General features: G+C 34.5%; 29 protein-coding genes and 1 riboswitch. Of the genes, 2 read left to right on the top strand and 27 right to left on the bottom strand.

Annotated elements, in window-relative coordinates; all coding sequences use genetic code 11:
- Positions 1-15 precede the first annotated feature (15 nt).
- The 14 genes from ribB to ACJ5H0_RS10585 form a co-directional block, all read right to left on the bottom strand.
- A complete protein-coding gene (ribB, locus tag ACJ5H0_RS10650; protein ID WP_411249441.1) occupies positions 16-663 on the bottom strand; it encodes a 3,4-dihydroxy-2-butanone-4-phosphate synthase in 648 nt (215 codons plus the stop codon).
- A 90-nt stretch (positions 664-753) separates the two neighbouring features.
- Positions 754-879, bottom strand: a riboswitch (FMN riboswitch).
- Between the two features lie 140 nt (positions 880-1019).
- Complete coding sequence (locus tag ACJ5H0_RS10645; RefSeq protein WP_411249439.1) at positions 1020-1484, bottom strand: DUF1772 domain-containing protein; 465 nt, start codon at positions 1482-1484, stop codon at positions 1020-1022.
- Positions 1485-1760: 276 nt separating this feature from the next.
- Positions 1761-2540, bottom strand: coding sequence for an alpha/beta fold hydrolase (locus ACJ5H0_RS10640; RefSeq protein ID WP_411249437.1), 780 nt, complete (start codon positions 2538-2540; stop codon positions 1761-1763).
- Positions 2541-2655: 115 nt separating this feature from the next.
- A complete protein-coding gene (locus ACJ5H0_RS10635; RefSeq protein WP_411249435.1) occupies positions 2656-3180 on the bottom strand; it encodes a DinB family protein in 525 nt (174 codons plus the stop codon).
- A gap of 28 nt (positions 3181-3208) precedes the next feature.
- The gene (locus ACJ5H0_RS10630) at positions 3209-3712 is read right to left on the bottom strand and encodes a DinB family protein (protein WP_411249433.1); all 504 of its coding nucleotides are present in this window, start codon (positions 3710-3712) and stop codon (positions 3209-3211) included.
- 138 nt (positions 3713-3850) lie between these two features.
- Positions 3851-4696: a sialate O-acetylesterase gene (locus ACJ5H0_RS10625; RefSeq protein ID WP_411249431.1), complete on the bottom strand. Its 846-nt coding sequence runs from the start codon at positions 4694-4696 to the stop codon at positions 3851-3853.
- A 21-nt stretch (positions 4697-4717) separates the two neighbouring features.
- Positions 4718-5329 (bottom strand): TetR/AcrR family transcriptional regulator, encoded by a 612-nt coding sequence (locus ACJ5H0_RS10620; protein ID WP_411249429.1) that lies wholly within the window; start codon positions 5327-5329, stop codon positions 4718-4720.
- A gap of 146 nt (positions 5330-5475) precedes the next feature.
- Positions 5476-6081 (bottom strand): serine hydrolase domain-containing protein, encoded by a 606-nt coding sequence (locus ACJ5H0_RS10615; protein ID WP_411249522.1) that lies wholly within the window; start codon positions 6079-6081, stop codon positions 5476-5478.
- 28 nt (positions 6082-6109) lie between these two features.
- The gene (locus tag ACJ5H0_RS10610; RefSeq protein ID WP_411249426.1) at positions 6110-6547 is read right to left on the bottom strand and encodes a serine hydrolase domain-containing protein; all 438 of its coding nucleotides are present in this window, start codon (positions 6545-6547) and stop codon (positions 6110-6112) included.
- Between the two features lie 17 nt (positions 6548-6564).
- Entirely contained in the window at positions 6565-6924 is a 360-nt protein-coding gene (locus tag ACJ5H0_RS10605; protein WP_411249424.1) for a DUF2200 domain-containing protein, read from the bottom strand.
- 29 nt (positions 6925-6953) lie between these two features.
- Positions 6954-7532 (bottom strand): peroxiredoxin family protein, encoded by a 579-nt coding sequence (locus ACJ5H0_RS10600; protein WP_411249422.1) that lies wholly within the window; start codon positions 7530-7532, stop codon positions 6954-6956.
- A gap of 108 nt (positions 7533-7640) precedes the next feature.
- Positions 7641-8150, bottom strand: a complete 510-nt coding sequence (locus tag ACJ5H0_RS10595) for a hypothetical protein (RefSeq protein ID WP_411249420.1) — start codon at positions 8148-8150, stop codon at positions 7641-7643.
- Positions 8151-8180: 30 nt separating this feature from the next.
- A complete protein-coding gene (locus ACJ5H0_RS10590) occupies positions 8181-8555 on the bottom strand; it encodes a VOC family protein (RefSeq protein WP_411249419.1) in 375 nt (124 codons plus the stop codon).
- Positions 8556-8655: 100 nt separating this feature from the next.
- Entirely contained in the window at positions 8656-9036 is a 381-nt protein-coding gene (locus tag ACJ5H0_RS10585) for a nuclear transport factor 2 family protein (RefSeq protein ID WP_411249417.1), read from the bottom strand.
- Positions 9037-9126: 90 nt separating this feature from the next.
- Here ACJ5H0_RS10585 and ACJ5H0_RS10580 point away from each other — a divergent pair, with 90 nt between their 5' ends.
- Positions 9127-9534: a winged helix-turn-helix transcriptional regulator gene (locus tag ACJ5H0_RS10580; RefSeq protein WP_273649500.1), complete on the top strand. Its 408-nt coding sequence runs from the start codon at positions 9127-9129 to the stop codon at positions 9532-9534.
- Between the two features lie 9 nt (positions 9535-9543).
- Here ACJ5H0_RS10580 and arr read toward each other — a convergent pair whose 3' ends face one another.
- From arr to ACJ5H0_RS10520, 12 genes are all read right to left on the bottom strand, one after another.
- On the bottom strand, positions 9544-9978 hold the full coding sequence (arr, locus tag ACJ5H0_RS10575; RefSeq protein WP_228456995.1) for an NAD(+)--rifampin ADP-ribosyltransferase: 435 nt from the start codon (positions 9976-9978) through the stop codon (positions 9544-9546).
- A 16-nt stretch (positions 9979-9994) separates the two neighbouring features.
- Positions 9995-10450: a MarR family winged helix-turn-helix transcriptional regulator gene (locus ACJ5H0_RS10570; protein WP_411249414.1), complete on the bottom strand. Its 456-nt coding sequence runs from the start codon at positions 10448-10450 to the stop codon at positions 9995-9997.
- A gap of 146 nt (positions 10451-10596) precedes the next feature.
- Positions 10597-12681 (bottom strand): M48 family metallopeptidase, encoded by a 2085-nt coding sequence (locus ACJ5H0_RS10565; protein ID WP_411249412.1) that lies wholly within the window; start codon positions 12679-12681, stop codon positions 10597-10599.
- Between the two features lie 123 nt (positions 12682-12804).
- The gene (locus ACJ5H0_RS10560; protein ID WP_411249410.1) at positions 12805-13119 is read right to left on the bottom strand and encodes a hypothetical protein; all 315 of its coding nucleotides are present in this window, start codon (positions 13117-13119) and stop codon (positions 12805-12807) included.
- A 48-nt stretch (positions 13120-13167) separates the two neighbouring features.
- Positions 13168-14343 carry a Kelch repeat-containing protein gene (locus ACJ5H0_RS10555; protein WP_411249408.1) on the bottom strand — a complete coding sequence of 392 codons (1176 nt, stop codon included), beginning with the start codon at positions 14341-14343 and terminating at the stop codon, positions 13168-13170.
- 13 nt (positions 14344-14356) lie between these two features.
- Positions 14357-15118 carry a hypothetical protein gene (locus ACJ5H0_RS10550; RefSeq protein ID WP_273649490.1) on the bottom strand — a complete coding sequence of 254 codons (762 nt, stop codon included), beginning with the start codon at positions 15116-15118 and terminating at the stop codon, positions 14357-14359.
- A 63-nt stretch (positions 15119-15181) separates the two neighbouring features.
- Entirely contained in the window at positions 15182-15760 is a 579-nt protein-coding gene (locus ACJ5H0_RS10545; RefSeq protein WP_411249406.1) for a hypothetical protein, read from the bottom strand.
- Between the two features lie 191 nt (positions 15761-15951).
- Positions 15952-17067: a DUF6794 domain-containing protein gene (locus ACJ5H0_RS10540; protein ID WP_411249404.1), complete on the bottom strand. Its 1116-nt coding sequence runs from the start codon at positions 17065-17067 to the stop codon at positions 15952-15954.
- A gap of 154 nt (positions 17068-17221) precedes the next feature.
- On the bottom strand, positions 17222-17836 hold the full coding sequence (locus ACJ5H0_RS10535) for a hypothetical protein (protein ID WP_273649484.1): 615 nt from the start codon (positions 17834-17836) through the stop codon (positions 17222-17224).
- Between the two features lie 175 nt (positions 17837-18011).
- Complete coding sequence (gene groL / locus ACJ5H0_RS10530; protein ID WP_172280536.1) at positions 18012-19637, bottom strand: chaperonin GroEL; 1626 nt, start codon at positions 19635-19637, stop codon at positions 18012-18014.
- 110 nt (positions 19638-19747) lie between these two features.
- Positions 19748-20026: a co-chaperone GroES gene (locus tag ACJ5H0_RS10525; protein ID WP_029295711.1), complete on the bottom strand. Its 279-nt coding sequence runs from the start codon at positions 20024-20026 to the stop codon at positions 19748-19750.
- A 189-nt stretch (positions 20027-20215) separates the two neighbouring features.
- A complete protein-coding gene (locus ACJ5H0_RS10520) occupies positions 20216-20350 on the bottom strand; it encodes a hypothetical protein (protein ID WP_262888827.1) in 135 nt (44 codons plus the stop codon).
- Positions 20351-20678: 328 nt separating this feature from the next.
- Between ACJ5H0_RS10520 and ACJ5H0_RS10515 the strand changes: the two genes are divergently transcribed.
- Positions 20679-21794 (top strand): trypsin-like serine peptidase, encoded by a 1116-nt coding sequence (locus ACJ5H0_RS10515; protein WP_411249401.1) that lies wholly within the window; start codon positions 20679-20681, stop codon positions 21792-21794.
- A gap of 52 nt (positions 21795-21846) precedes the next feature.
- On the opposite strand, the gene ACJ5H0_RS10510 is transcribed toward ACJ5H0_RS10515, so the two are convergent.
- Complete coding sequence (locus ACJ5H0_RS10510) at positions 21847-22872, bottom strand: dicarboxylate/amino acid:cation symporter (protein ID WP_411249399.1); 1026 nt, start codon at positions 22870-22872, stop codon at positions 21847-21849.
- Positions 22873-22906 lie beyond the last annotated feature (34 nt).

The following is a 22906-nucleotide window of genomic DNA, read 5'->3' as shown; positions in this document are numbered from 1 at the left end:
TAAATATTTTCTGTTTTAATTTTGCGCGATCATTCTGCGATAAGCATGAATGTCTTCAATAGTGACTACACTCATTCCTTTTTTTTCCGCGAAATCTACAATTTCGGGTAGTCTTGCCATAGAACCATCTTCATTGGTCAACTCACAAAGAACTGCATCGTCACCAAGATTTGCCATCTTTACCAGATCAACACTTCCTTCCGTATGACCTCTTCTTTCAAAGACGCCTCCTTTTTTGGCAACAAGAGGAAAGACGTGTCCCGGGCTTGCAATATGGTCCGCCAAAGCATTTTCTGCTATGGCAGTTCTGATCGTGGTTACCCGATCCTTTGCAGAAACACCGGATTCCACTCCTTCTTTTGCTTCAATGGAAATGGTAAATGCGGTTTGATTTTTACTGTTGTTGGTCTCTACCATTGGTCGCAGATTAAGATGCTTGCTTTTTTCTTCCGAAATGCATAAACAAACAATGCCGCTGCATTCACGGATCAAAAGTGCCATATCCTGTTCTGTAATGATAGAGGCAGGGAAGATGATATCGCCCTCGTTTTCGCGATTTTCGTCATCCACAAGAAGGATGCCTTTGCCCTGTTGTAATTTTAAAAGTGCATTTTCTACACGTTCTCTGGAGGAAACTCCGAATTTTTCTAATAATTTTTCCATGTTATTTTACTTTAAAAGTTAAAATACACTTCGGTACATGGAAATGAAATACGCACCAATAAGTCCATAAGGCAAGCTTATTGATCGTTTCATTTTCTTCTCCCATCCAGACTTTAACTGTCGGTTTTGGAATTTCACCAAATCAGTCCTTTAATGAAAAAGGAGTCGCGGACTATAACCGCCGGTAGGGAATTTCACCCTGCCCCGAAGAAAACTTATGCTAAGTTTTACTGTATGTCTTGTTTACTTGTTTTTTTAATTCATTAATTACTATTTAACGCACAGGCTGCTAATTTCGGGAAGTTTTTTGAAATGGGAAATGATTTTTGAAATTAATTAAGGATATCAGGATGTTTTTACCGGTATATTTTATATAGAGAAATGCATGCAATTACAACTCCGGAAAGAAGTATCAATGAACGGATCCAATTCATGTGGCTCCATTCTTTCCACGTTTGCAAAGCAATTTTGGGATCGACAGGTTTTTGTCCGAAAAGAATATTGTTTCTCGGAAAGAAATAGATTACTGTAAATACATCAGCAAGAACAAAAAGGATGAATGCCGAAATTATATACCCCCGGATCTGAGGATATGGATTCCACAAAAAAATGATCACCGCTAATCCGATGAGGTGGTGGAGAGGTCCTGTTATTTTAAAGAAATTTGCCGGTGTTTTCTGCTGAAAATAATTTTTTGCCGTTTCAAGGGAATCGGGAATGTTTCTACCCCAGTTCGGGGCATCGACAAGGGAATTGTAAAGGTTAACAAATAATATTCCGCTTCCGATCATGATGTAGAGATATAAAATAAAAAGCTTCATAATAAAGTATGGTATTATGAAACAAAATTATTTCATAGAGGACATTGAAAATTGTATAAATCGGTCTTTTTGAATGGAAAAGATATTTTTTTGGGACAGATCATCCTATAAGGGAATGCTACTACTTTTCGATTGTTAATTAAAGAATGCTATAAAAATGGTATTTTCATAAGGTAGAACTTGTTTCTGTAGCGCGTTCTGTGCTCTAAAATTACAATCCATTCAAGACTTTATTTGAATGGATTGTTAGTGATCTTTTAGTATTAATTTTGATGCTCAGTTTGTTTGTTCCAATATATTTTCCAAGAGTATATTAAATTCCTGAGGCTTTTCAAGCATAGGGTAGTGGCCTACATCACTTATATTTACATAATCGAAATCCTGTAAGTATTGGCGGTTGGCATCAGCATTTGTAGGTGAAGCATCGGAGTTGATTGCTCTTACGGGCACTTTAATCTGCGATGCGGCTTTCCGGAAATCGGTTTTGTATAAGGGAATGAGCAGTTCTATTGCCATCTCTCCCGTATTCTGAAGAAATTCTTTTTGTACTCTTTCCTTTACTGTTTCCGGAGTTTTTTCCACAAAAAGGAATTGGGGAAGAATATTTTCGACCGCATTTTTAAAATCATTCCGGTAATGAACAAATAGAAGCTCTTCCACCTGTTCCATTGGGAAAGTTTCGTCCAGGTTTTTTATGGTATCCACCAAAATCACTGACTTTAAATTGGGAATTTTCAGGGCAGCTTCCAGAACATACGCTCCCGACATTGAGTGGCCAACTAATATAATGTCTTTTGAATCGATCTGGCTGGCAACGGCTTTAATATCTTCAGCATATTGCTCACTCGACCAGTTTTTTCTGGATTTGTCAGATTTTCCATGGCCTGCAAGGTCCATCTGAACAATACGGTATTTATTTTTAAAATATTCCTTCTGGTTTTCCCACCATTCCGCATTTCCCAGCCATCCGTGAACCAGGATTAAGGCTGTATCTCCGGTGCCTGTTTCTTTGTAATGAATTTTTTGTCCATCCGATGATGATGCATATTTTTCCATATTATGGGTTTGTGATTTTATAAATTTTATTTGAAGTCAACAACTTTCTGATGATTTCCATTGTAATGTATTGACAGTTTATTAATGGTAATATATTTCCAAATACTATCCGATATTACCGGTCCAATATAGGCAGATAGTTTTTCCATGGGCCAACGTCATACTTGTATTGTTTTGCCATTACCCTTGATATTTGTGCAATATGGCCAAGATCATGAGCAACCCATGTTGATAACAACTGTCTTAAAGTTGTATCACCAAATGCCGGGTGAATTCCGGTTTTGTCAAGATCTTCATCAGTTATATTCTTAGATTGTAAAGTGATGAGGTTTTTCTTTCTCAGATCACGGAACTCTGTCAGTAATTGGGATAGTGTTTTGCCTTTGCTCTCTTCAAACTGTGCAAATCTGTCAAACGGAGTAAAAGTTTTCTCCGGTCCGTCGGATAGGGTTATTTCTGCCCGGATCATCCAATCTGTTTTTTCTCCGTGGATCAAGTGGCCGATTATATCAAAAGGGCTCCATGTTTCTCCTCCTTCGTTGGTATAGATCCATTCATCACTTAATCCCTCCAGTAATGATGTTAAAACATCGGGGGTACGTTCAAGGATTTCTGTTGCTTTATTTAAATTGAATGACATAATAATTTTAAATTTGCTAAGGTTGAAATTATTGTTGATCTTTATAAATATTCCAGTAATTATAATCTGTCATGGGGGCGTCTGTGATCCCGATATTTCTTCCCATGGTTACAATCTGTCCTCTATGGTAAGTTCCGTGGATAACTGCATGCTGGATATACTCATATTTAGAGAAATCACATTGAAACCATTGAGACTCTATTTTTACATTTTTTGCTAAATCCTCTTCAGATAGGCTTTCTACATAATCTACAAGTTTCTGAGAGTTATTTTTGATTGCACTGAAAACTTCATCTTTAGTATTGGTTGCTGAGATTTTAGCAAAATCGAAGTCATTATTTTCGTTAATGTGGCTCCACCAATATTCCTGAGTTTGCCAGATATGATGCAGGGTCTTCAGGATGGTAGGGAAACTGGAAATCGTTTCCTGATTAAGCTGTTCATCCGATTTGGTAGAAAGCCAGTCAATATATTTGTTCACCACCCAGTTGTTGTACTGAACACTTTTCGTGACTAATGTTTTTAAGCTCATAATTATTGTTTTATTGTTATGGTGTTTTTTTACTGTATAATTAAGCACTAAAAATAAGTAAAATACTGATTGAATTTTTTCAAATTGAAAAACCGGTTAAAAAACCGGTTCCATTTTTATGATAGCTAAAAAGTAATGTTACTTAAGCTGGGCAAATTGTACCTGAAATTCATCCGCACTCACCAATCCTATCGCAAAATCATATTGAAGCAATTCGTATTTTTCATTTTTTGTTAATGGACGATTGTGAATCTTGTTCATTATCTGCTCTTCATCAGACAATATTCCTATAATATTGTTTTTTTGCTGAAAGGCTTTAAAATATCTGATGCCCAATTTTCTTTGAGAAACAGCATCAAAGTGGATATTGTCCGGATTACCTGTTAAACCTTCTGCAGATACAAAATAGGCATGCTCGTTATCTTTCGCATACTGAACTAAAGCCTCATTAATCCTACTGTATTCACTAAAGTATTGTCCATATATACCTTCCGTTAAAAAGCTCCCTAATCCTCCAACGATCAATGGAATTTCCGGAGTATTAAGCTCTTCTCTCAAAGTATTTATGATGTAGCTTAATTTTTCGGTATATGACCTGTATTTTTGTCCATGACTGTCACTTTCCCCCTGATGCCAAAGAATGCCACTTAATGTGCTGATTTTTTGTGCCGTTTTAGCTTGAAAAATAGCATTTTGAAATAATGCTCCCTCCACTGACCAGTCATCCAGGCTTGTTCCGCCATCAGCACAAGGAATCAATCCGATATCATCTTCCTGATTATGGAACAACCGCCATGATGAAGCAAATGTTGTAGCCAGGCTGATTCCTGAAGTTGGTCTGTCAAAATTGATAGGTTCTGCCATCATTTGCCACCTCCCATTTCTTAGCATTTTAATTTTTTCATCAAGGATTGGAGGAACATCTTTTAGAAATCCACGTCCGGCCATATTAGACTGACCTATCATTAAAAATGAATGTGTCATTGTATTTATTATTTGATTTAATTATTTTTTTAAAGCTTTACACACTTTATGAAAGGTTGTCCATACCATTTCATCTGTGAGGGCAAAAGGTAATCCGCTGATGCTTTTTCCTTGTTGATGAAAACGTAGTAAATTATACAGAGGAGCAAATGCAATTGACCAATAAATTTCAAATGGGGTATCATCAATCTCTCCCCGCTGTATCGTATTTGAAATAAAGTTCAAAAGGTTATTTTTAAATTCACTCATAAACATTCCCGGTTTCTCATTAAACATTTGAGCAAATTGCTGACTGTAATGAGAATTATTGATTTGCTCAAAGAAGGGTAGGAGCAAAGGGTTTTTAATAGCATAGTTGTATCTGTTTGCCCACTGTACGCGCAACCCATCTTCCAAACTGGATTTTGGATCGAATCCTTCATTGATGAGGGTTTCCATTTTGTTTCCTTCTTCGATAACAAGTTTGATAATGAGGTCATCTTTATCCTTATAATATACATAAGGTGTACCTACAGAAACATTGCAGGCCTTCGCTAATTTGCTGATGGTAAAACCATCTAATCCATCTTTTACAATGATTTCAATAGCTTTTTGCTTTATTATATTTTCTTTGTTGAGATCTCGATTACGCATATTTAGTTAATTATGAGTTATTTATAATTAAATGAATATTCATTTAATTATAAATGCAAATGTATATTTTTTTGAAGTAAGTACAAAAGTTACTTGCAACATTTTTTGTGAGAGATCATTTATAGAGGGAAAGCAGAATTATAAAACTACATCGTTTTGCTCATTTCAGGATAACTTAACTCATTATTGTAAACGATATCGACAATATCATCAATGAATTTGTCTCTTGGATATCTTTCCCCATTTATTATTAACGATATTGATGTTTTTGTTTCTTTGTTGAATATCAGGATTGTATTGGTACCATAAGTACCACCTGTATTTCCATAAAAATCAAGATTATGAAATTTAAATGTCATCAAACCTCTGCCATATTTTTCTTTTCCAATAATGGGCTGCATTTTTGAGACGGTCTCCTTTGATAGGATTTTATGATCAAATAGCAGATTGATAAATGTATTCAAATCCAAGGTATTAGAAGAAATATCTCCAACCCCTACAATATTTTTAAAATAAAAATCTTTGGTTGTGTTCCATGTATTATTTACAAAAATATATGATCCTGAAACATCGTTAGGACTTTCAAGTGCAGATTTTGTTTTATTAAGTTTGAATGGGGTTGTAATTTCTTCTTTTAAAACATCGCTGTAATTTTTATAAAACTCTTTTTCAATAATTTTTCCTAAAAGATAATATCCTGAATTGGAATAAGCCACATTTTCATTGGGTGAAAATAAAACTCTTTGGTTTATAATTTCTTCAAAAATCTCTTCATTAGTTCTAGGTTCTTTGAGCCAGATTATTTTTTCGTCTTTTTTTTACATAATTATTTAAGCCACTGGAATGTTCAAGCAGATTCTGAATAGTAATTTTATCAGCATTTTTGACTAAAGGAAAATATTTGTCAAGCGTAGAGGTCAGCGAAATTTTATGTTGTTCAATAAGTTTGAAAATTAATGTTGCTGTAAAAAGTTTTGTTACTGAGCCGACCTGATATTCAGTGTTTGGTCCAAACTTTTTATCCGGTATTTCTCCGAAAGACCTAAAATATATTTCTTTTCCATTTTTAAAAATGGAAATAGAGCCAATATCAAGGTTATTTGTTTGAATATAATCAATGTATTTATCTATTGATTTAGAATGGATGTTTTGAGAATATATATTTTGAATAAAAAAAAATGTAATTGCTACAATTAGAATTTTGCTTATATGTTTCATAAATGCTTTTAATAAAATTATTTTCTGAGAATTTTATCCATTGCTTTTCCCTTGGCGAGCTCATCAATCAGCTTGTCGAGATAACGGATTTTCCTCATGAGGTCATCTTCAATATCTTCCACACGGTATCCGCAAATAACTCCTTTTATCAACGAAACATTGGGATTAATTTGTGGGGCTTGTTCGAAGAAATCCCTGAAATTGGTTTTATTCTTAATTATTTCCTGAAGTTCTTTTTCAGTATAGCCCGTCAGCCAAAAAATAATTTCATCTACTTCTTCTTTTGTGCGCCCTTTCTTTTCTGCTTTGGTAATATAGTGAGGATAAACCCCGGCGAACGACATGTTGTAAACCCTTTCGTAATTTGTGTTTTCCATCTTTTTGTTTTAGTGGTTCATCAATGAGCTTATTTCTTATTGGCTTTTATGCTGTCAAGTTTTTGGGCAATAGCCGAAATATTTCCTGCTCCGCATGAAGAATGGAGGACTTTGCCATCTATGCCAATAAGTACTTTTGCCGGATTGCAAAATACATTATAATTTAATTTCTCAGATTTATTGTACGACTTTGTATTGTCAATTTGTTCAAAAAGAACATTAGAGTGGGCAAGGTAATCTTTAAACTCTTTTTCATTTTCCACAAATCCTTCTACAATACCAATAAAATGAGCTTCCTTATTGTATTTACTGTATAAAGCATTAAATTCTTCCGCCATATCATAGGATTCGCTCTTTTTCAGATAAGATTTATCGTAAATAAAAATAATAAGGTTTTTCCCCTCGTAATCCCGTGAATTAAAAGAAGTCCCACTGATCGTTTTAGCTGAAAAAGGTATGGGCTTTGAACCCACAAACAGATCGATCTGATTTTTCTTCATGGCCTTTGCCTCTTCCTGGAACTCTTTAAAAATCCTTTCTTTTTTTGCTTCCTTGCTTTCACAGGATAGCATTAATAAAATAACTGATACTGCTACAATATTTTTCATAGTACATTTTGTGATGGATGATGCTTTGATAAATATACGTGAAAATCAGGTGATCAAAGATGCCGGGATATATTTATCCATGTGATGTTATTATTTCTCATTTTACAACTATATCTTCCGTTCATATAGCTTTGCTTTTTCAAGCCCGTAATTATTGATCCTAAGAGTCAGTGCATTTGAATCCCAATCAGGAAGGTTTTGCTCGAGCATGTGCGTCAGTTTTGTGATTCCGGGTATTTCCTGATCGAATTCATACTGATTTTTGTCGGTTATGATTTCAAGGCCTGTCTGTCTGTCGTCAAAAAAAGGGATGCTGAATGAATAGACAGAAACAATTTCATCCCATCGGATAAATTCTGGCTGATTTTTGTGCTTATGGTAAAAACCATCTGCAGTGTATTTAAAATTCCCATCTAATTTCTCTAATCTGTCGGTTTCCTTTTCAATTGATTCATAATCTGTTTTAGTGTCAGAAGAATATATTTTAGCAATGGAAAAACAAAGAACTGTAAAACAGGAAAAAATGATAAAATAAGATATCCCTTCACTGTCAAAAACCGGATAATACATATAAACCCACAGTACAACAAGACAGCACATGATGATTATTATTTTCATGAAAGCGGGGAATTTAAAGAGGTTGTGTAATTACTTTTTAGACTTTAGCTGGAATACATTTCCTTCAGGATCAGTTCCGTCACATAACCAATAATCATAGTTTTCAAAGGTTTTAATTTCTCTCATCAGGATATTTTTCGATACGAACTCATTTCTTGCCTGTTCGATGTCTGTGTCAATTTCAAAAACGATCTTTGTATTATTATCGAATTGATGACCTGCATTAATTTTTTCCAGATAACGGTCTCCGATTTTATGAAATCCGATTTGGACCGATCCTGCATTAAGGAGCAGCCAGCTGGCGTCTTCCTCAATCACAGGGAGATTAAAATTTTCAGTATAAAATTTTTTTATCAATGGAATGTTCTGAACATACAGGATCAAGGTATCAAATTTTACATTCATTGGTCTCTTTTTTTAACAACGATAAATATAACAAAAAACCACTCCTGAAAATAGAATGGTTCTTTATTTTGATATAAAATATCCATGAAAGCCGGATGGTTTATGGCTTCATATTCTCCATAAAAGTTAAGGTATCAAAATACAGGGTTAGAGATTGTAACTTCCCATTTTTCACGGTCCAGTTTTCAGAAACATTACCATTAATTTTAGCGCCGTTCGGGAATTGGAAATCATAATTTCCGATGACGCTGGCTTTATCATCTTCAATTACCATTTGTTTCACTCTCATGGCTTCAAAACGTTGTGAAAACCGCTTTATAATTTCAATATAAGCCTGCTTTCCAACAACAGGAGTTGTGTTGGTCATATCACAGCCGGTATATTCGAAATCGTCGGCTAATGTACTCTCCCAATTGGCTTTTGCTGCAAATCCCTTGTAATAAGTTTCAAGAAGTTGCCTTGTGCTTGTTTGATTTTCCATTGTATTAAAATTTGTGATTATCTTTGTTGTTGCAAAATGCAATAACAAAGATATAAAAGTTATTGCATTTTGCAATAACTTATTTTTTGTATGGATAAACAGAGATCAGATTGCCCAATTAGTTGTTCCCTTGATATTTTCGGGGATAAGTGGTCACTTTTAATCATCAGGGATGTTATGCTGAGAGGTAAAATGTCGTACAGCGAATTTTTACATTCTGAAGAGCGGATAGCATCAAATATACTGGTTAACAGATTGAGTGTTCTGGAAGCAGAGAAAATCCTTGTTAAGGAAGTATCACCGCTCAACAAATCAAAATTTATCTACAGCCTCACAAAAAAAGGAGCAGATTTGTTACCAATTGTCATTGAACTGATGGATTGGGGAGCAAAATACAATGCCAACTGCCCACGAAAAGAGCTGGGGAAAAAAATCCAGCAGGACAAAATAGGTGTTATCCGCGAGTTAAGTGATGACCTGAAGTCAAAGATCAAGTAGTGCTGCTTGTCAGTTTATAATTTCTGCATCAGGGTTCTCACGGATTTTTGCAATGTTTTCACGCCATCTCTGAAGTTCATCATCTGTTAGTTTGATCCATTCTTTCACTTCGCCGATAATCTTTAAAGGTTCCTTGCTGCGGTAAGAACGGGTAGGGTTACCTGGAAATTTTTTGTCTGTTACATTAGGGTCGTTTTCAAATTCACCGGTTGGCTCCACAATGTATATCCTTTCACTACCATCTCCATTTGCCAATGCGGCGGCAAGTCCTGCGCCGTTTTTTAAAGCGGTAAAATAAATGTGATTCATAATAATTTCCGGATAGTAATTAGATGCGAATCCGGCGGTCAGCAGGTCTCCAGTTTTCAGATCCGCCTTTGTTCCATGATAAAACGGCCCTTTGTCTAAAACTTTATTTTCAGGTTCTTTGTTATTCATTTCCATGATACTCATATTTTACTTAAGATTTGATTTTTTCAATTTTGGTATTCATTATTTCCAGGGCACTCCGGAAATATTTTTCCAGGGTTTTTAATTCTTCCGGTGAAAAAGAGGCAAAAAGCTGATCTGTATTATCCTGGAAATCCTGATATTGAGGAATAATAAGTTGGGCTATTCTGGCGTTGTCCGGGACAATGATTATTTTTCGCCTGTCATCCTTATCCGGTTGGCGGCGGACGAGTTTTTTCTTTTCAAACCTGTCAATCAGGCCCGTGACGGCACCTGTTGTCAATCCTGTGATGACAGCCAGTTCTCCGGCAGTCATTGATCCCTTTTGCACAAGAAATCCCAGATACTTATGATCGGTTCCGCTAAGGCCTATTTTTCTACCGATACTTTCGTGCATTTGGATCGAAGTATAGGCAAATTGTTGACTAAGTTTTCTCAGTTGAATTGCTTCTTCACTAATTTTCATTATTCTTATTTGCTAAATATCTTAGTTACAAAGATAAATTAATTTTGTAAATAAAAAAACCACTTTGAAAAAAACAAGGCGGTTTTAGATTGAATAATAATCCTCTTTGAAGTCTGAAGACTTAAGAGCATTGTATGGACATTAATTTACGGGGCAAAATTGGAAGTGGTTGATATAGTGATTGGTTCTGAAACTGATTTGATAGTTTCAATATCCTTTATAACCGTCAGGAATTCCTTTTTTATAAGAAAATATTGTTTATGGAGAAAGTAAGGAAGTATGTTTATTGCCGTTATTAATAGTTGCAAATTAGCCGTGATATACTGATCGCTGCTGAAATAGACGAGTTCATTCTCGATGTAATACTTAAGATCTTTTAAGGTTTGTTCTTCAATATCATCAACTACTTGTGTATTCTCTAAATATGGGAGAATTTCATTTTTCAATTTTGTTTCAAGAGGTTTCAGGTTGGTAAAATTCTTTTTGATTTGTTCAAATTGAGTTTTTTCATTAATAAATGATGTTGCATTGATTAACTCAGAATATAATATATATTTATCTTCATATTTACCATCGTATTCTTCAAAATTACGGTAGCTATTTTCAAATTCATTTTTTCTGTTAAGAACAGCGGAAGATTTCAGGAAGTAGGTGTAAATATCCGAGTCATTCTGGTGGATTTGTTGTTTGATTTCCGAGATGGTATCATTCAATTGTGGAACAAGTTTTCCTGCTTCTCCGGAATTATATTTTTTCCCGTCATAATCAAAGGTCTTTAGAATGATTTCTTTTTTAGCGATGGCTTCTATTGTTTTTTTATCATTTTCCAAAGCAAGCAAAGTATAAACAAGTTCTACTTTGTCTTTTGAAAAAAGCTCTTCAAAAGAAAGATTGTCATTGGAATTTTCCGTAACAGTGAAATCAGGGTTTTTATTATCATAATAACCATTGAAGATTTTATCAAAGGAATCTCTGTTATATTGTTCTTCAAATTCTGTAGTAAATGTTTCAAAATTAAGTTCGGTTCTTTCCTTTTGGTACTTTAATCTGGAAAAAAGTTTTGCGGTCAACTTTTCTTCTGTTTTCTCAAAATCCCTGAAAAGGTTTTTAGCCGGTGTGCTTTCATTATCTTTTATGATATTAAGATTTCTAAGCCTTATGATTCTGTCTTCGTTGGAGGGATGTGAAGCCCACTGATTTTCAATATTCAGTTTTGACTTGTTGAAAAGTCCGGATTCAGAAAGTTTTACATAAGGAAGCCCATATTGGGTTTCGAGCTCACTTTGTTTTGCGAGGAAATTCATTACAAAAAATTGTTCTTTGTAAATATTTGGACTTGCCTGGTTCTTTGAAACCTTAGCATCATAAAAATTGATAACATTCTGGTATGAATTGTGAGCCAGCTCCATTCTTAATAAAGACTCCTCCAAAGCCAGTGATCCTGCAATATTCGCGGCTACTTCATCTGCATGAAACTCCATCTCTCTTGAAAGTGCCATATGTCTGATGTTCACAAAAGAATACATTTTGGTGAGCACCCACTGGATTTTATTTGTGATAAAAAGTGCTAATGCTGCAAAAATTGAGAAGTAACCACTCATATTTGACCATTTCTCAATAGAGTTACGGTACGATTCATCATCATTAACCAGATTAAAGATAATTTGATTCACATTATATACATAACTTCCAACTTTCATCGAGCGTTGGGAAAAATGCCCAAACTCATGGGAAAGGACAGCTTTCAATTCCTGTTTTGTCGAAGTATTAATCAGCCCAAGTCCGATGGTCAGATTTTTCTTAATAGGATAGAACATACTCCAAAAGCTGGAGTCATAGAAGACACTTGCATTGACATCGTATGCTAAATATACTTTTTTAGGAAAATCAGTCTCAGCCTCCTTTACAATTTCATCGATCATTTTAAAAAGCTCAGGTTCATCTGATCTTCTGATTTCAGTCAGAAAGCTTCTGTCGTTAATGTGTTTCTTAAACAAAAATTTAATAATAAAAAAGAATACGAAAACTCCTGTGCCTGCAAGCCCAGCTCCCAGCATGATGGTAATAAACATGGGTTTTACAGCAATTAATCCTATCCCTCCGATAATGCATCCTACTGCCAAGGCTATGGTAAAAAGGAACATGAGAAGATATATGAGGATGAAAACAACAATGGCTGAAACAGCAGATTTACTTTTCTTTTTGAAATCCTCAGAAACCTGAATGTACATGATAATAATTTTTTTGCAATAATACATTCATAAATTTAAAAGGACAAGAAAAACTGTTCTGAAAATCAGGATGATTAATGAGATCGGTTTTTTTAGGCAGTATCTTTTTTTATATAATCCTTCTTATTTCTTTGTAGCGAAAATTATGGTCTTTATTGTGTTGTAGGAGTAATTCAATCGTTTTATTTCTGAGCTGTCCTTTATTACCTTAACGTTGTTTATCTTATCCCTCTGAATAAGATCTGTCAGCCTTTTGAGATCAGATTCTTTTTGATTTATGAGCACTAAGGTTTGTTTATTTTGCCTTTTAAGTTCTTTCGAAAACGAAAGCATGCGTTCATTTTCTGCATAATTGGTGCTATAATCAACAATAGGTTGAGTCGTTGTTTTATTGCAACTTGCTAATACGAGCATTAAAATAATTGTAAAATATTTCATAGTGATAAAGTATGAATAAATATAAGTATTCTTCCAAAACACAGATCACTATCTCACAATTTTAATGCTTTCTAACTCCCCTTTTTCATTTTTAAAACGGAAAATATAAGTTCCCTTTCGGAACTTTGATAAATCTATATTTTGATTATAGTTGGTAAAACCTTTAAAGATTAATTTTCCATTTATTGAGAAAATGGAGTATTCAAATTGATTGCTATTATTTTTATTACTGATTATAAAGCCGTCTCTATAAGAATTGACATAGGCTTTTGTTTTCAATGCCTGATCTTCCGCAGGTGTATCTCCAGAAAGTATATTTTCACTAATATCTGCCACTTGTATACTTTTAATAGCTGAACTGGTTAGAGACGTTGTACTTCCACCGATGATATATAATTTATTATTATATACTTCCGCTGTAGCATGTCTTCTCGGAATCATATTGGAGGATAACTGATGGATTTTATTGGTTGTCGTGTCAAAATAGGCAATGAAATTTTGATAATTATAGCCCCCTACAATGAAAATTTTATTCCCGGATACAGCTAATGAATGTCCGGATATACCAACAGGCATCGTATATTGATCGATCCAACGGTTAGTCTTGAGATCGTAAACATTGATCAGGCGGGATGGAGTGCCATTAAAACCGCCAATTACATACAGCTTATCATTAACAATTTTCCCCTTTGTTTCCCTGGCTGTAGGCATATTAGGTAATGAATTCCAGGTGTTTAAAGCAATATCATAATACTGGAATTTATTAGAAAATACAGTGGTTGCGGCTCCGTTTAATCCGCTGCCACCAAACACATATATTTTGCCATTATAGATTGCAGAACCTGAATTTCCTGTATAGGAACGATTGGTCGCACCCTTCGTGATGGTATTGGTGTCAAGATCTACAATTTCAAGATGGCTATTTCCCCAACCGTTAAAAATATAAATTTTATTATTGTAAGTTTCTGAATTAGCAAATCTTTTAGGAAGTAGGGTAGAATTGAAAACACTCCATTTGTTATCGGTAATATTGTATTTCTCAATATACTTGGCATCGCTTGCTTTTTCCTGATACCCATTGCTTACATAAATATTATCATTCACGATTACACTGGTTATAGCACCTCTGCCAATGGACATATTCCTGAGATTTTTAAAATTGAGCATTTGTGCATGCGTTAGCAATGAGCCAAAAAATGAAAGAAGTAATAATTTTGTTTTCATGCTATGAAGTTAATTAATAATCAACATATATTTTTTCCAAATTCGACATCATAAATAAGAAACCATCAATCTCATCTTTTGAAGGTTCTTTTGCATACTGTTTCCTTATTTGTCTAATTTCCTCTTTTGATAATTCTTTTGTGTTTTCATGGGATAGATCCCATTCTTTGTCTTCTTTGTGACGCTTGAGATAGTTTTTATATTCAATTCTATATTCCTCGGTTTTTTGAAATGCTTTGAACTGATTTATTTTAAACTTTATGTAATCCTCTTTTTGTAACTCTTTGCTTTTGATTAAAATATCATTACTTAAAGTAAGAATCAGATAACTTGAATAGTAGCTTGAAAAACCAAAATTATCAGAATCAATAAAATCTCCATTCGGTACGGTAAGAATTCCTGAATAATTCAATTTAGTTTTTTTATCAGGAAAGATTTTATTGAATACAGAAATTTGTGTTTCTGAATCACTGTCCGGATCTGCTATTGTAAGATCAATCAGGAATAACTCATTATCTATTATTTCAAAATAGGCAATATACCCACGATGGTTTGAGGTAGTCATTAAAAATGTTTCATCTCCGTTTTCATTCTTTCTTACAAACTTTTCTCCATAAACAGGATGATCTTCTGGATGTTTCACAAAATATCCTTCTAAAGGATCATTCAGTAATTTATGGTTTTTTCCGTCTATTGTGATAAAATTAGACTGCTGGCCAGTTGCAAAAATTTTTATAGATATGATTAGAAATAGAACTAAAAATTTGAATTTCATAAGTCTGGGGTAAGAGTAAATGTATTAGAATGGCAGAGTTGTTTTCGGGATGGTTGCAGCCTTTTACGTCATAAAAGTATTAGTTACCCTTTTTACTTCCCAGCTTCCATCTTTTTGCTTTTCCAGCAGATAACCAAAACCAATTACAAAAGAAGTGTCATGATACTTATATTCTATGTAAGCAAATCTATCATTGAAATATAACGGATTTGAGAATTGATACAGTTTTATAGGATGATCAACCTCTTCCTTATGAGCAAGCCTTATATTGGAATTTATTTTATCATCAATCTTCAAAGAATCCAGGATATATTTATTTTGTATTAATAAATACAGCGAATCAGATTTTCTTTCTCCTGATTTACTATTTTTTAAATCAAGTAAGTGAACAACACTTTTATTAAAAAACGGTGGCGGTCCCGGCTCTTCTCCCAGCATTTCTTTTGGACTGGGAGTGTAGATTTTTAATTGTAGCAATTTAGGATCAACTAAATAGGGATTCTCTTTTGAAGGATTACGATTGGATTCGTATTTCAAAACAGCACTCACTATTTTGTTTAGTTCTGTTTCTTCTTGTTTTTTACTTTTGGAGCAGCTCACCGTAAAAAGAACAACAATTAACACCCAAAATATTTTTCTCATTCCATTAATCTTCAGGTTATGTATATTTAATGTGGTTTCGAAACAAATATAAGTAAAGTTGCGGGAGAAGCTGCTTTTTCAAGGACAACTCTCGTTACTTTAGTTGGGTCAATGATCCTTGCTTCAAGAATGTGAACATACTCTTCTATAGAGAAAATGAATGCAAAGACTTATTATTTATGGTGCTTTTATTATTCAAAGGGTTCCCAACTTTTATAGTCAAACCATTGTTCTTTATTATGTTTAATTTTTTTAATAATTCTTTTTGAAGGTCTGCTTGACCTTTTGGTTTTTGGATCATATATCATATCTCCATCATTGTCATAATAGATGATTCCTTTTTTGTCGCAAGTTTCAATGATTTTTACTTTAATGAGAAAGTCCTTTTCATTACGTTCGGTAATTATTCCTGTTGCAATACAAATATCATTATCATATTTATCTTCCTGTTCCTTACTCACAAATCCTTTTTGATAGTTGAACTTAATTGTATCACCAATTTTATATTTTGAAAAGCTTTCTGTTTTTCCTTTCAATTCGGTCTTTTTAGCATTCTCCCAATAATCCTGATAGTATTTTACCTGCTCTTCGAGCCTAATCTCTCTATTGTTTAAATGTCTGTGATAACTTACCAAAATAATTCCCGACATATTATCCGGATGATAAATATTTAAATCATTAAAATATTTTGATAGTCTTGAGCCTCCCCAAAGCTGCCAGTTATTCCTCATCCACATTCCAAATCCTAAATGAACTTTACCGGTAAACTCTTTTTCTTCCAAGGTTTTAACTTTTGCTTTTATACTATCATTCCAAAATGTATTGATCTGAGCAAAGCAATCCTCCAAGTCTTTGGGAATGTAAACTTTGTCAATGGTGTCTGTAATATATTTTATCTTGTTTTTATCATCTAGTTGTTTTTGAAGTTTAATATACTTGTTAAGAATATCTTTTTCTTTGATTTTACCATTTACAAGATATTGCTTAAAACTATATAGCAAGACTTGAGAGTGATGATCAAAAATTCCTTTTTTATCTAAATATTTAGTGATTTTTGGATTACCATTTTCACTTGTCCAATTAAAAATTGTTTCATAGTTTTTATACGGTTTTGTTTTTGCAAATGGATAAACAGTATAAATTAAACTGTCTTGATGAGTATTTTTAATTTGTATTTTAATACTATCCGGGCAGTCTTTATCTAAATACATTACAACTTGTTTTAAGTTTTTGGGTAATTTATTTTGGGCAAATACCTGTAATTGTGCTAAAAATAGAATAATGCTTATGAGGAATATTTTTTTCATGATATTGTAGATGGTCCAAATCTACGAATTACAGAAATATTATGTACGTTTAATTATACTAACAATGTTATTTTCGAGAAACAAAAAACCGTTCTACAAAGTAGAACGATGTATATAAATTGTCCAATATAATTTTATCTGTAAGAAAGAAATTTTAATCCCTTTCCATTATCCGGTACCAGTTTTTTTCTAATTTCCAATTATATTCTGGTTTTACTTTTATTAGTTCTTCATATTGCTTTTGTGTCTCCTTATCATTTGTGAATATAAAATAAGTTTGTGGTGATTCGAAAAAGCCACGAGAAATCCAAAATTTGATAGTTTTTGTGCCTTCAGTTTTATTCTGATAAATCCAAATATCATTTCCTCCATTTGAAATAATCGGGAAGTCAAATGAAAGTTTATAGATACCATTATTCGTTTTTGTATTTGGTTTCAATTTTTCTGTCAAAACTTCTTTTACTATTTGATTGCGCTTATTATATGAAATACGCCAGTCAATTTTTTCAATAATGGAGTTTGGGATTTTGTTGAAATTGTAAGACGTTAGAACTAATAAAATTAATGTTACTGAAAGATTTACTATTCTATTTGTCTTTATGTACTTTCTTTCCCTAATTAATTTTATTATTTGTCTTACTGTTAAAATTAGCAAGATTATACATACTAAAAACCAAGAAAAGGGTTGGATAAAATAGGGAAGATAAAAGTAGTCGACAAAAACAAAAACTAACCAGATTATTACCAAGATTACTATTTTTTTTATCATTCAATTCATTATTAAGTTTTGTCTGTCATTGGTTCATCGGATTGCCACTAAGATCCAAATTTAAATAATTGCAAATAAAATTTCAATGAGAAAGTTCCTTGGATTTTCTGTATAAAAAAACCGCCCCACAAAAAGTAGAACGGTTAGTATATTAAATTGTCTCAACGACATGTTGTTACATCATTCCTGGCATTCCACCACCCATTGGCATAGCAGGTTCGTCTTTTTTCACTTCAGTGATTACACACTCAGTTGTTAAAAGCATACCAGATACAGAAGCTGCATTTTCAAGGGCAACTCTTGTTACTTTCGTAGGGTCGATGATTCCTGCTTCAAGCATGTTTACATACTCGTCAGTTTTAGCATTGTATCCGAAGTCTCCGGAACCTTCTGCTACTTTAGCAACGATTACAGAACCTTCACCTCCTGCGTTAGCAACGATTTGTCTTAATGGCTCTTCGATCGCTCTTTTTACGATTTTGATCCCTGTAGTTTCGTCAGCGTTGATTCCTGAAAGGTTTTCTAAAGCAGAGATGGCTCTTACTAAAGCAACACCACCACCAGCTACGATACCTTCTTCTACCGCAGCTCTTGTTGCATGAAGTGCATCATCTACTCTGTCTTTTTTCTCTTTCATTTCCACTTCAGAAGCTGCTCCTACGTAAAGAACTGCAACTCCACCAGCTAACTTAGCTAATCTTTCCTGAAGTTTCTCTCTGTCGTAGTCAGAAGTTGTAGTTTCCATCTGAGCTTTGATCTGAGCTACTCTTCCTTTGATTTTCGCTTCGTCACCACCTCCGTTTACGATTGTTGTGTTGTCTTTATCGATTGTTACTTTCTCAGCAGTTCCCAACATATCTAGAGAGATGTTTTCCATAGTGAAACCTTGCTCCTCAGAAATTACCTGACCACCTGTAAGGATCGCGATATCTTCTAACATTGCTTTTCTTCTGTCTCCGAATCCAGGAGCTTTTACAGCAGCAATTTTAAGAGAACCTCTCAGTTTGTTTACCACTAAAGTTGCTAAAGCTTCACCTTCCACTTCTTCAGAGATGATCAATAGAGACTTACCACCTTGTGCGATTGGCTCAAGAACAGGAAGCAATTCTTTCATTGAAGAGATTTTCTTCTCTACTAAAAGGATATATGGGTTTTCTACTTCAGCTACCATTTTCTCAGGGTTAGTCACGAAGTAAGGAGACTGGTATCCTCTGTCGAACTGCATACCTTCTACAACATCTACCGTTGTATCGATACCTTTAGCTTCTTCTACAGTGATTACACCTTCTTTACCTACTTTTCCGAAAGCTTCAGCGATCAAAGCACCGATAGTTTCGTCGTTGTTCGCAGATACGGAAGCAACCTGCTTCACTTTATCTGTAGAATCTCCCACTTCCTGAGACTGGGATTTTAAGTTTTCAACAACTGCAGTTACTGCTTTGTCGATCCCTCTTTTAAGATCCATTGGGTTGGCACCCGCAGCTACATTCTTAAGACCTTCTCTTACGATAGCCTGTGCCAATACAGTAGCGGTAGTTGTACCATCTCCTGCAATATCATTAGTTTTGGAAGCTACTTCTTTTACCATTTGAGCTCCCATATTTTCTACCTTGTCTTCAAGTTCGATTTCTTTCGCTACAGAAACACCATCCTTCGTTACGTGTGGAGCACCGAAAGATTTTTCGATCACTACATTTCTACCTTTTGGTCCTAAAGTTACTTTTACTGCATTTGCTAATGCATCAACTCCTCTTTTTAAAGCGTCTCTTGACTCGATATCGAATTTTATTTCTTTTGCCATTTTATTTAGATATTAGATGTTAGACGTCAGATGTTAGACGCCAAGCATTATTTGAAAATTATTTTTTATTCAGTTTTAAATCTGAAATCTGGTGTCTTATATCTGGAATCTTATCCGATGATTCCCAGTAAGTCTCCTTCTTTTACGATTAAGTAATCTTTTCCTTCCAATTTCAATTCGGAACCTGAATATTTTCCATAAAGAACTTTGTCACCTACTTTCACAGTTGTAGGCTCATCTTTTTTTCCAGGACCTACCGCTACTACTGTACCCTCTTGTGGTTTTTCTTTTGCTGTGTCCGGAATAATAATACCTGAAGCTGTTTTAGTTTCTGCAGCGATGGGTTCGATCAAAACTCTGTCTGCTAATGGTTTAAAGTTTACTGACATAATATATCTGTTTTTTTAATTATTTCTGCTTTCAAATTCTCTAAATGTGTGCCAAATGAGGTTGGTACTTGTCAGGCGATGCTTCATGGTTAAAAATGGCAGAATTTTATTTTTGGTGTGAAATTTTGGCAGATTAAAAAAAATAAAGCCGGAAAAATTCCGGCTTACTTTACTGATCAATTTATCAGACTAAGGACAATATTGTCCCGGTCCGATCCATAATGTACATTTTCCGTTTTCATCACGTTCGCAGCAAACAAGTCTTGCAGCTCCACCGTGGATGGTTTTCTGAGCATCTCTGCTTAATAATTTAGCATTTTTCATAAGTTAATATTTTGTTTTTCTGATGTTCCTGAACATTTATTGTCAATCAGGAGTTTTTTGACATGATCAAATATAAGCTTTTTATTCAATTAAAATGATGTTGTTTGTAGATAGTTTTTGGTGTTTTGTATTTTGATAACCAGTGGATTATACTGTAAAGGGCAGCAGGGTTAATACTGTGCAAAAACAGGGATATTACTGTGGTATTTGGTGATGTATTCCTTCAACTTTGTGAGACCAAATATCATAAAAACTGAAACAATGGAAAAATTAAAAAAAAATCTTTCGTGATGCTCCGGCTGATTCACCGGTTCCCCGGGAATTGCTATTGGAGTATGAGAATCCGCTTCCGACTAAAGAACCGGATCGCAATTTATTTATTACGGATTCTGCCAAAAACTTCAGACTAACCGGAAAAAAAGACTCAGCAAAAATCTCAGTATCAAAGCTGAACCGGGAATTTTACCAGCTGGACCAGATTTCACCTTTTGACTGGGGTATTCCCGGGAAATCCGAAGAGATCATTACCGTAGAAAAGCTTCGTGCTACAATTAAAACTAAGAAAATAAAAGTGACCGAAGCTGAAGCTTTTGTGCCGGAAACTCATATACTGGGACTTCATCCTAAAGTGGTTTTTCCGAATACGAAGTCTGTCAAGAGAAACCGTTTGAACAGATTGGTTACGAAAAGTGCCAATCACGTAACTATTTTCGGAAATGATGACAGGGTAAATATTTATCCTAATACCTATCCGGAATGCTGTGTGTGCAGGGTAGAAGTATATACCAAATTAACCAGTGCCTCATCATGGAATTATCAGGGCAGGGGAACCGGATTTATGGTAGGCAGAAAAATTCTAATGACCTCTGGACATATGAGGCCTCAAAAACCTTATGCATCATGGATGATCAAAGTGATTCCTGCATATTACGATGGACGATCCATTTATGGAAATTCATTTTATACTTATGGAGAAAGCTATGTGGCTTACCAAAGTGACGTGGGAAATGATATGATGGTGGTGAAACTGTATGATAATATCGGAGATACAACAGGTTATTTCGGGGCAAAAAGTTATAACGACGATTGGGAAGATATGAATGTGTGGACCATGACGGGATATCCTTATGATAAAGGAGAAAACAGACCGACTTATCAGAGCAGCATCAGTGTTGTGGATGATGATGATGGAGATGATGTAAAGCTTCCGGATGGAAATAGTGTGGATAGTACACAGATAGAAAGCTACGCAGACGAGGCAAGTGGTGCATCGGGATCACCGTTATATAGTTGGTTCACCAATGGACAGATGTATGCCATAGGCGTTCATCATGGTAATGAAACCGACTGGGAACTTTTCGGATCTGATCTTCATTCTGTGGCTTCAGGGGGAGATATGTTGCCCGCACTTGTGATCTGGGCAAGAAATAATTGGGGAAATTGAAAGGATCACCTTGAAAAAACAAAACACAAGTAATATAAAAAACGCTTCATTTTTATGGGGCGTTTTTTTCTACGGGCTGATTTATTTTTGAGATAATGGCTCCGGAAACGGCAATACCGATAAAATTGGTTACTGACCTCGCCTCGTTCATGAAACGGTCTACACTATAAAGCAATGCAATATCATTCGCAGGGATCTTTCCAAACCTGTTCAAAGTAAAAATAAGAGCAAGAAAACCTGATCCCGGAACCCCGGAAGCTGTTTTAGATGTAACAGAAATGATAACAAAAAGCCATAAGTAATCATTGAGGCTTAATGAGATATTATAAAACTGAATCAGAAAACAGCAGGCTACAGAAATATAAATGCAGGCACCTGCGAGGTTGAAATTGTACCCCAGGGGAATAATGAATCTTAAAATTTTTTTGCTGTATCCCTCAGATTCCATCTTGTCAAAAATGATCGGAAAAGCTGTTTTGGAAGAAGAAGTGGTTATAACCAAAATGATCTCTTCTTTAATGCTTACCAAAAATTTGAGCAAATTGAATTTAAAGATATAAGAAACCAGTCCTAAAACTCCGAAGATAAAAGCAATATCGGCAAGGTATGCGGTTCCCACAACTTTGCTTAATGGCAGCAGGGTATTAATTCCATATACAGAAATGCCGTAAGCAATGTTACAGAAAATGATAACCGGAAGAATGATATATAAATATTTAATAATATGATAAAAAATAACAAGTCCTTTATCAAGGATATTCAGAAAACTCTTTCGTCTTTTTGAAAGGTTCATGCATATGCCGATAATGATTGAAGCTATAAGGAAAATAGCGTACCTGTTGCGATAGATCACAGAAGATAGGGAGGAGTCATTAATTTCAAACCTACTGGGAAGAATTACTTTTGTTTTAACGATCTGAATTCCCGTATGGGAACCGGGCTGAATAGCAATTCCAAAAATAAATCCTATGCTAATAGCCACAGAGCTGATGATAAAAAAGTAGAGAATTGTTTGCCATACAATGCTCCCTGCATTTTTTATATCTGCCAGGTGACAGATCCCGTAAATAACTGCCATAAAAATAATAGGCAGGATGATAGACTCCAGAACC

The sequence above is a fragment of the Chryseobacterium proteolyticum genome, assembly GCF_046591535.1.
Taxonomy (GTDB): Bacteria; Bacteroidota; Bacteroidia; order Flavobacteriales; family Weeksellaceae; genus Chryseobacterium; species Chryseobacterium proteolyticum.
The sequence above is the reverse complement of the archived record's forward strand: the minus strand, read 5'-3'. Positions and strand labels throughout refer to the sequence as shown.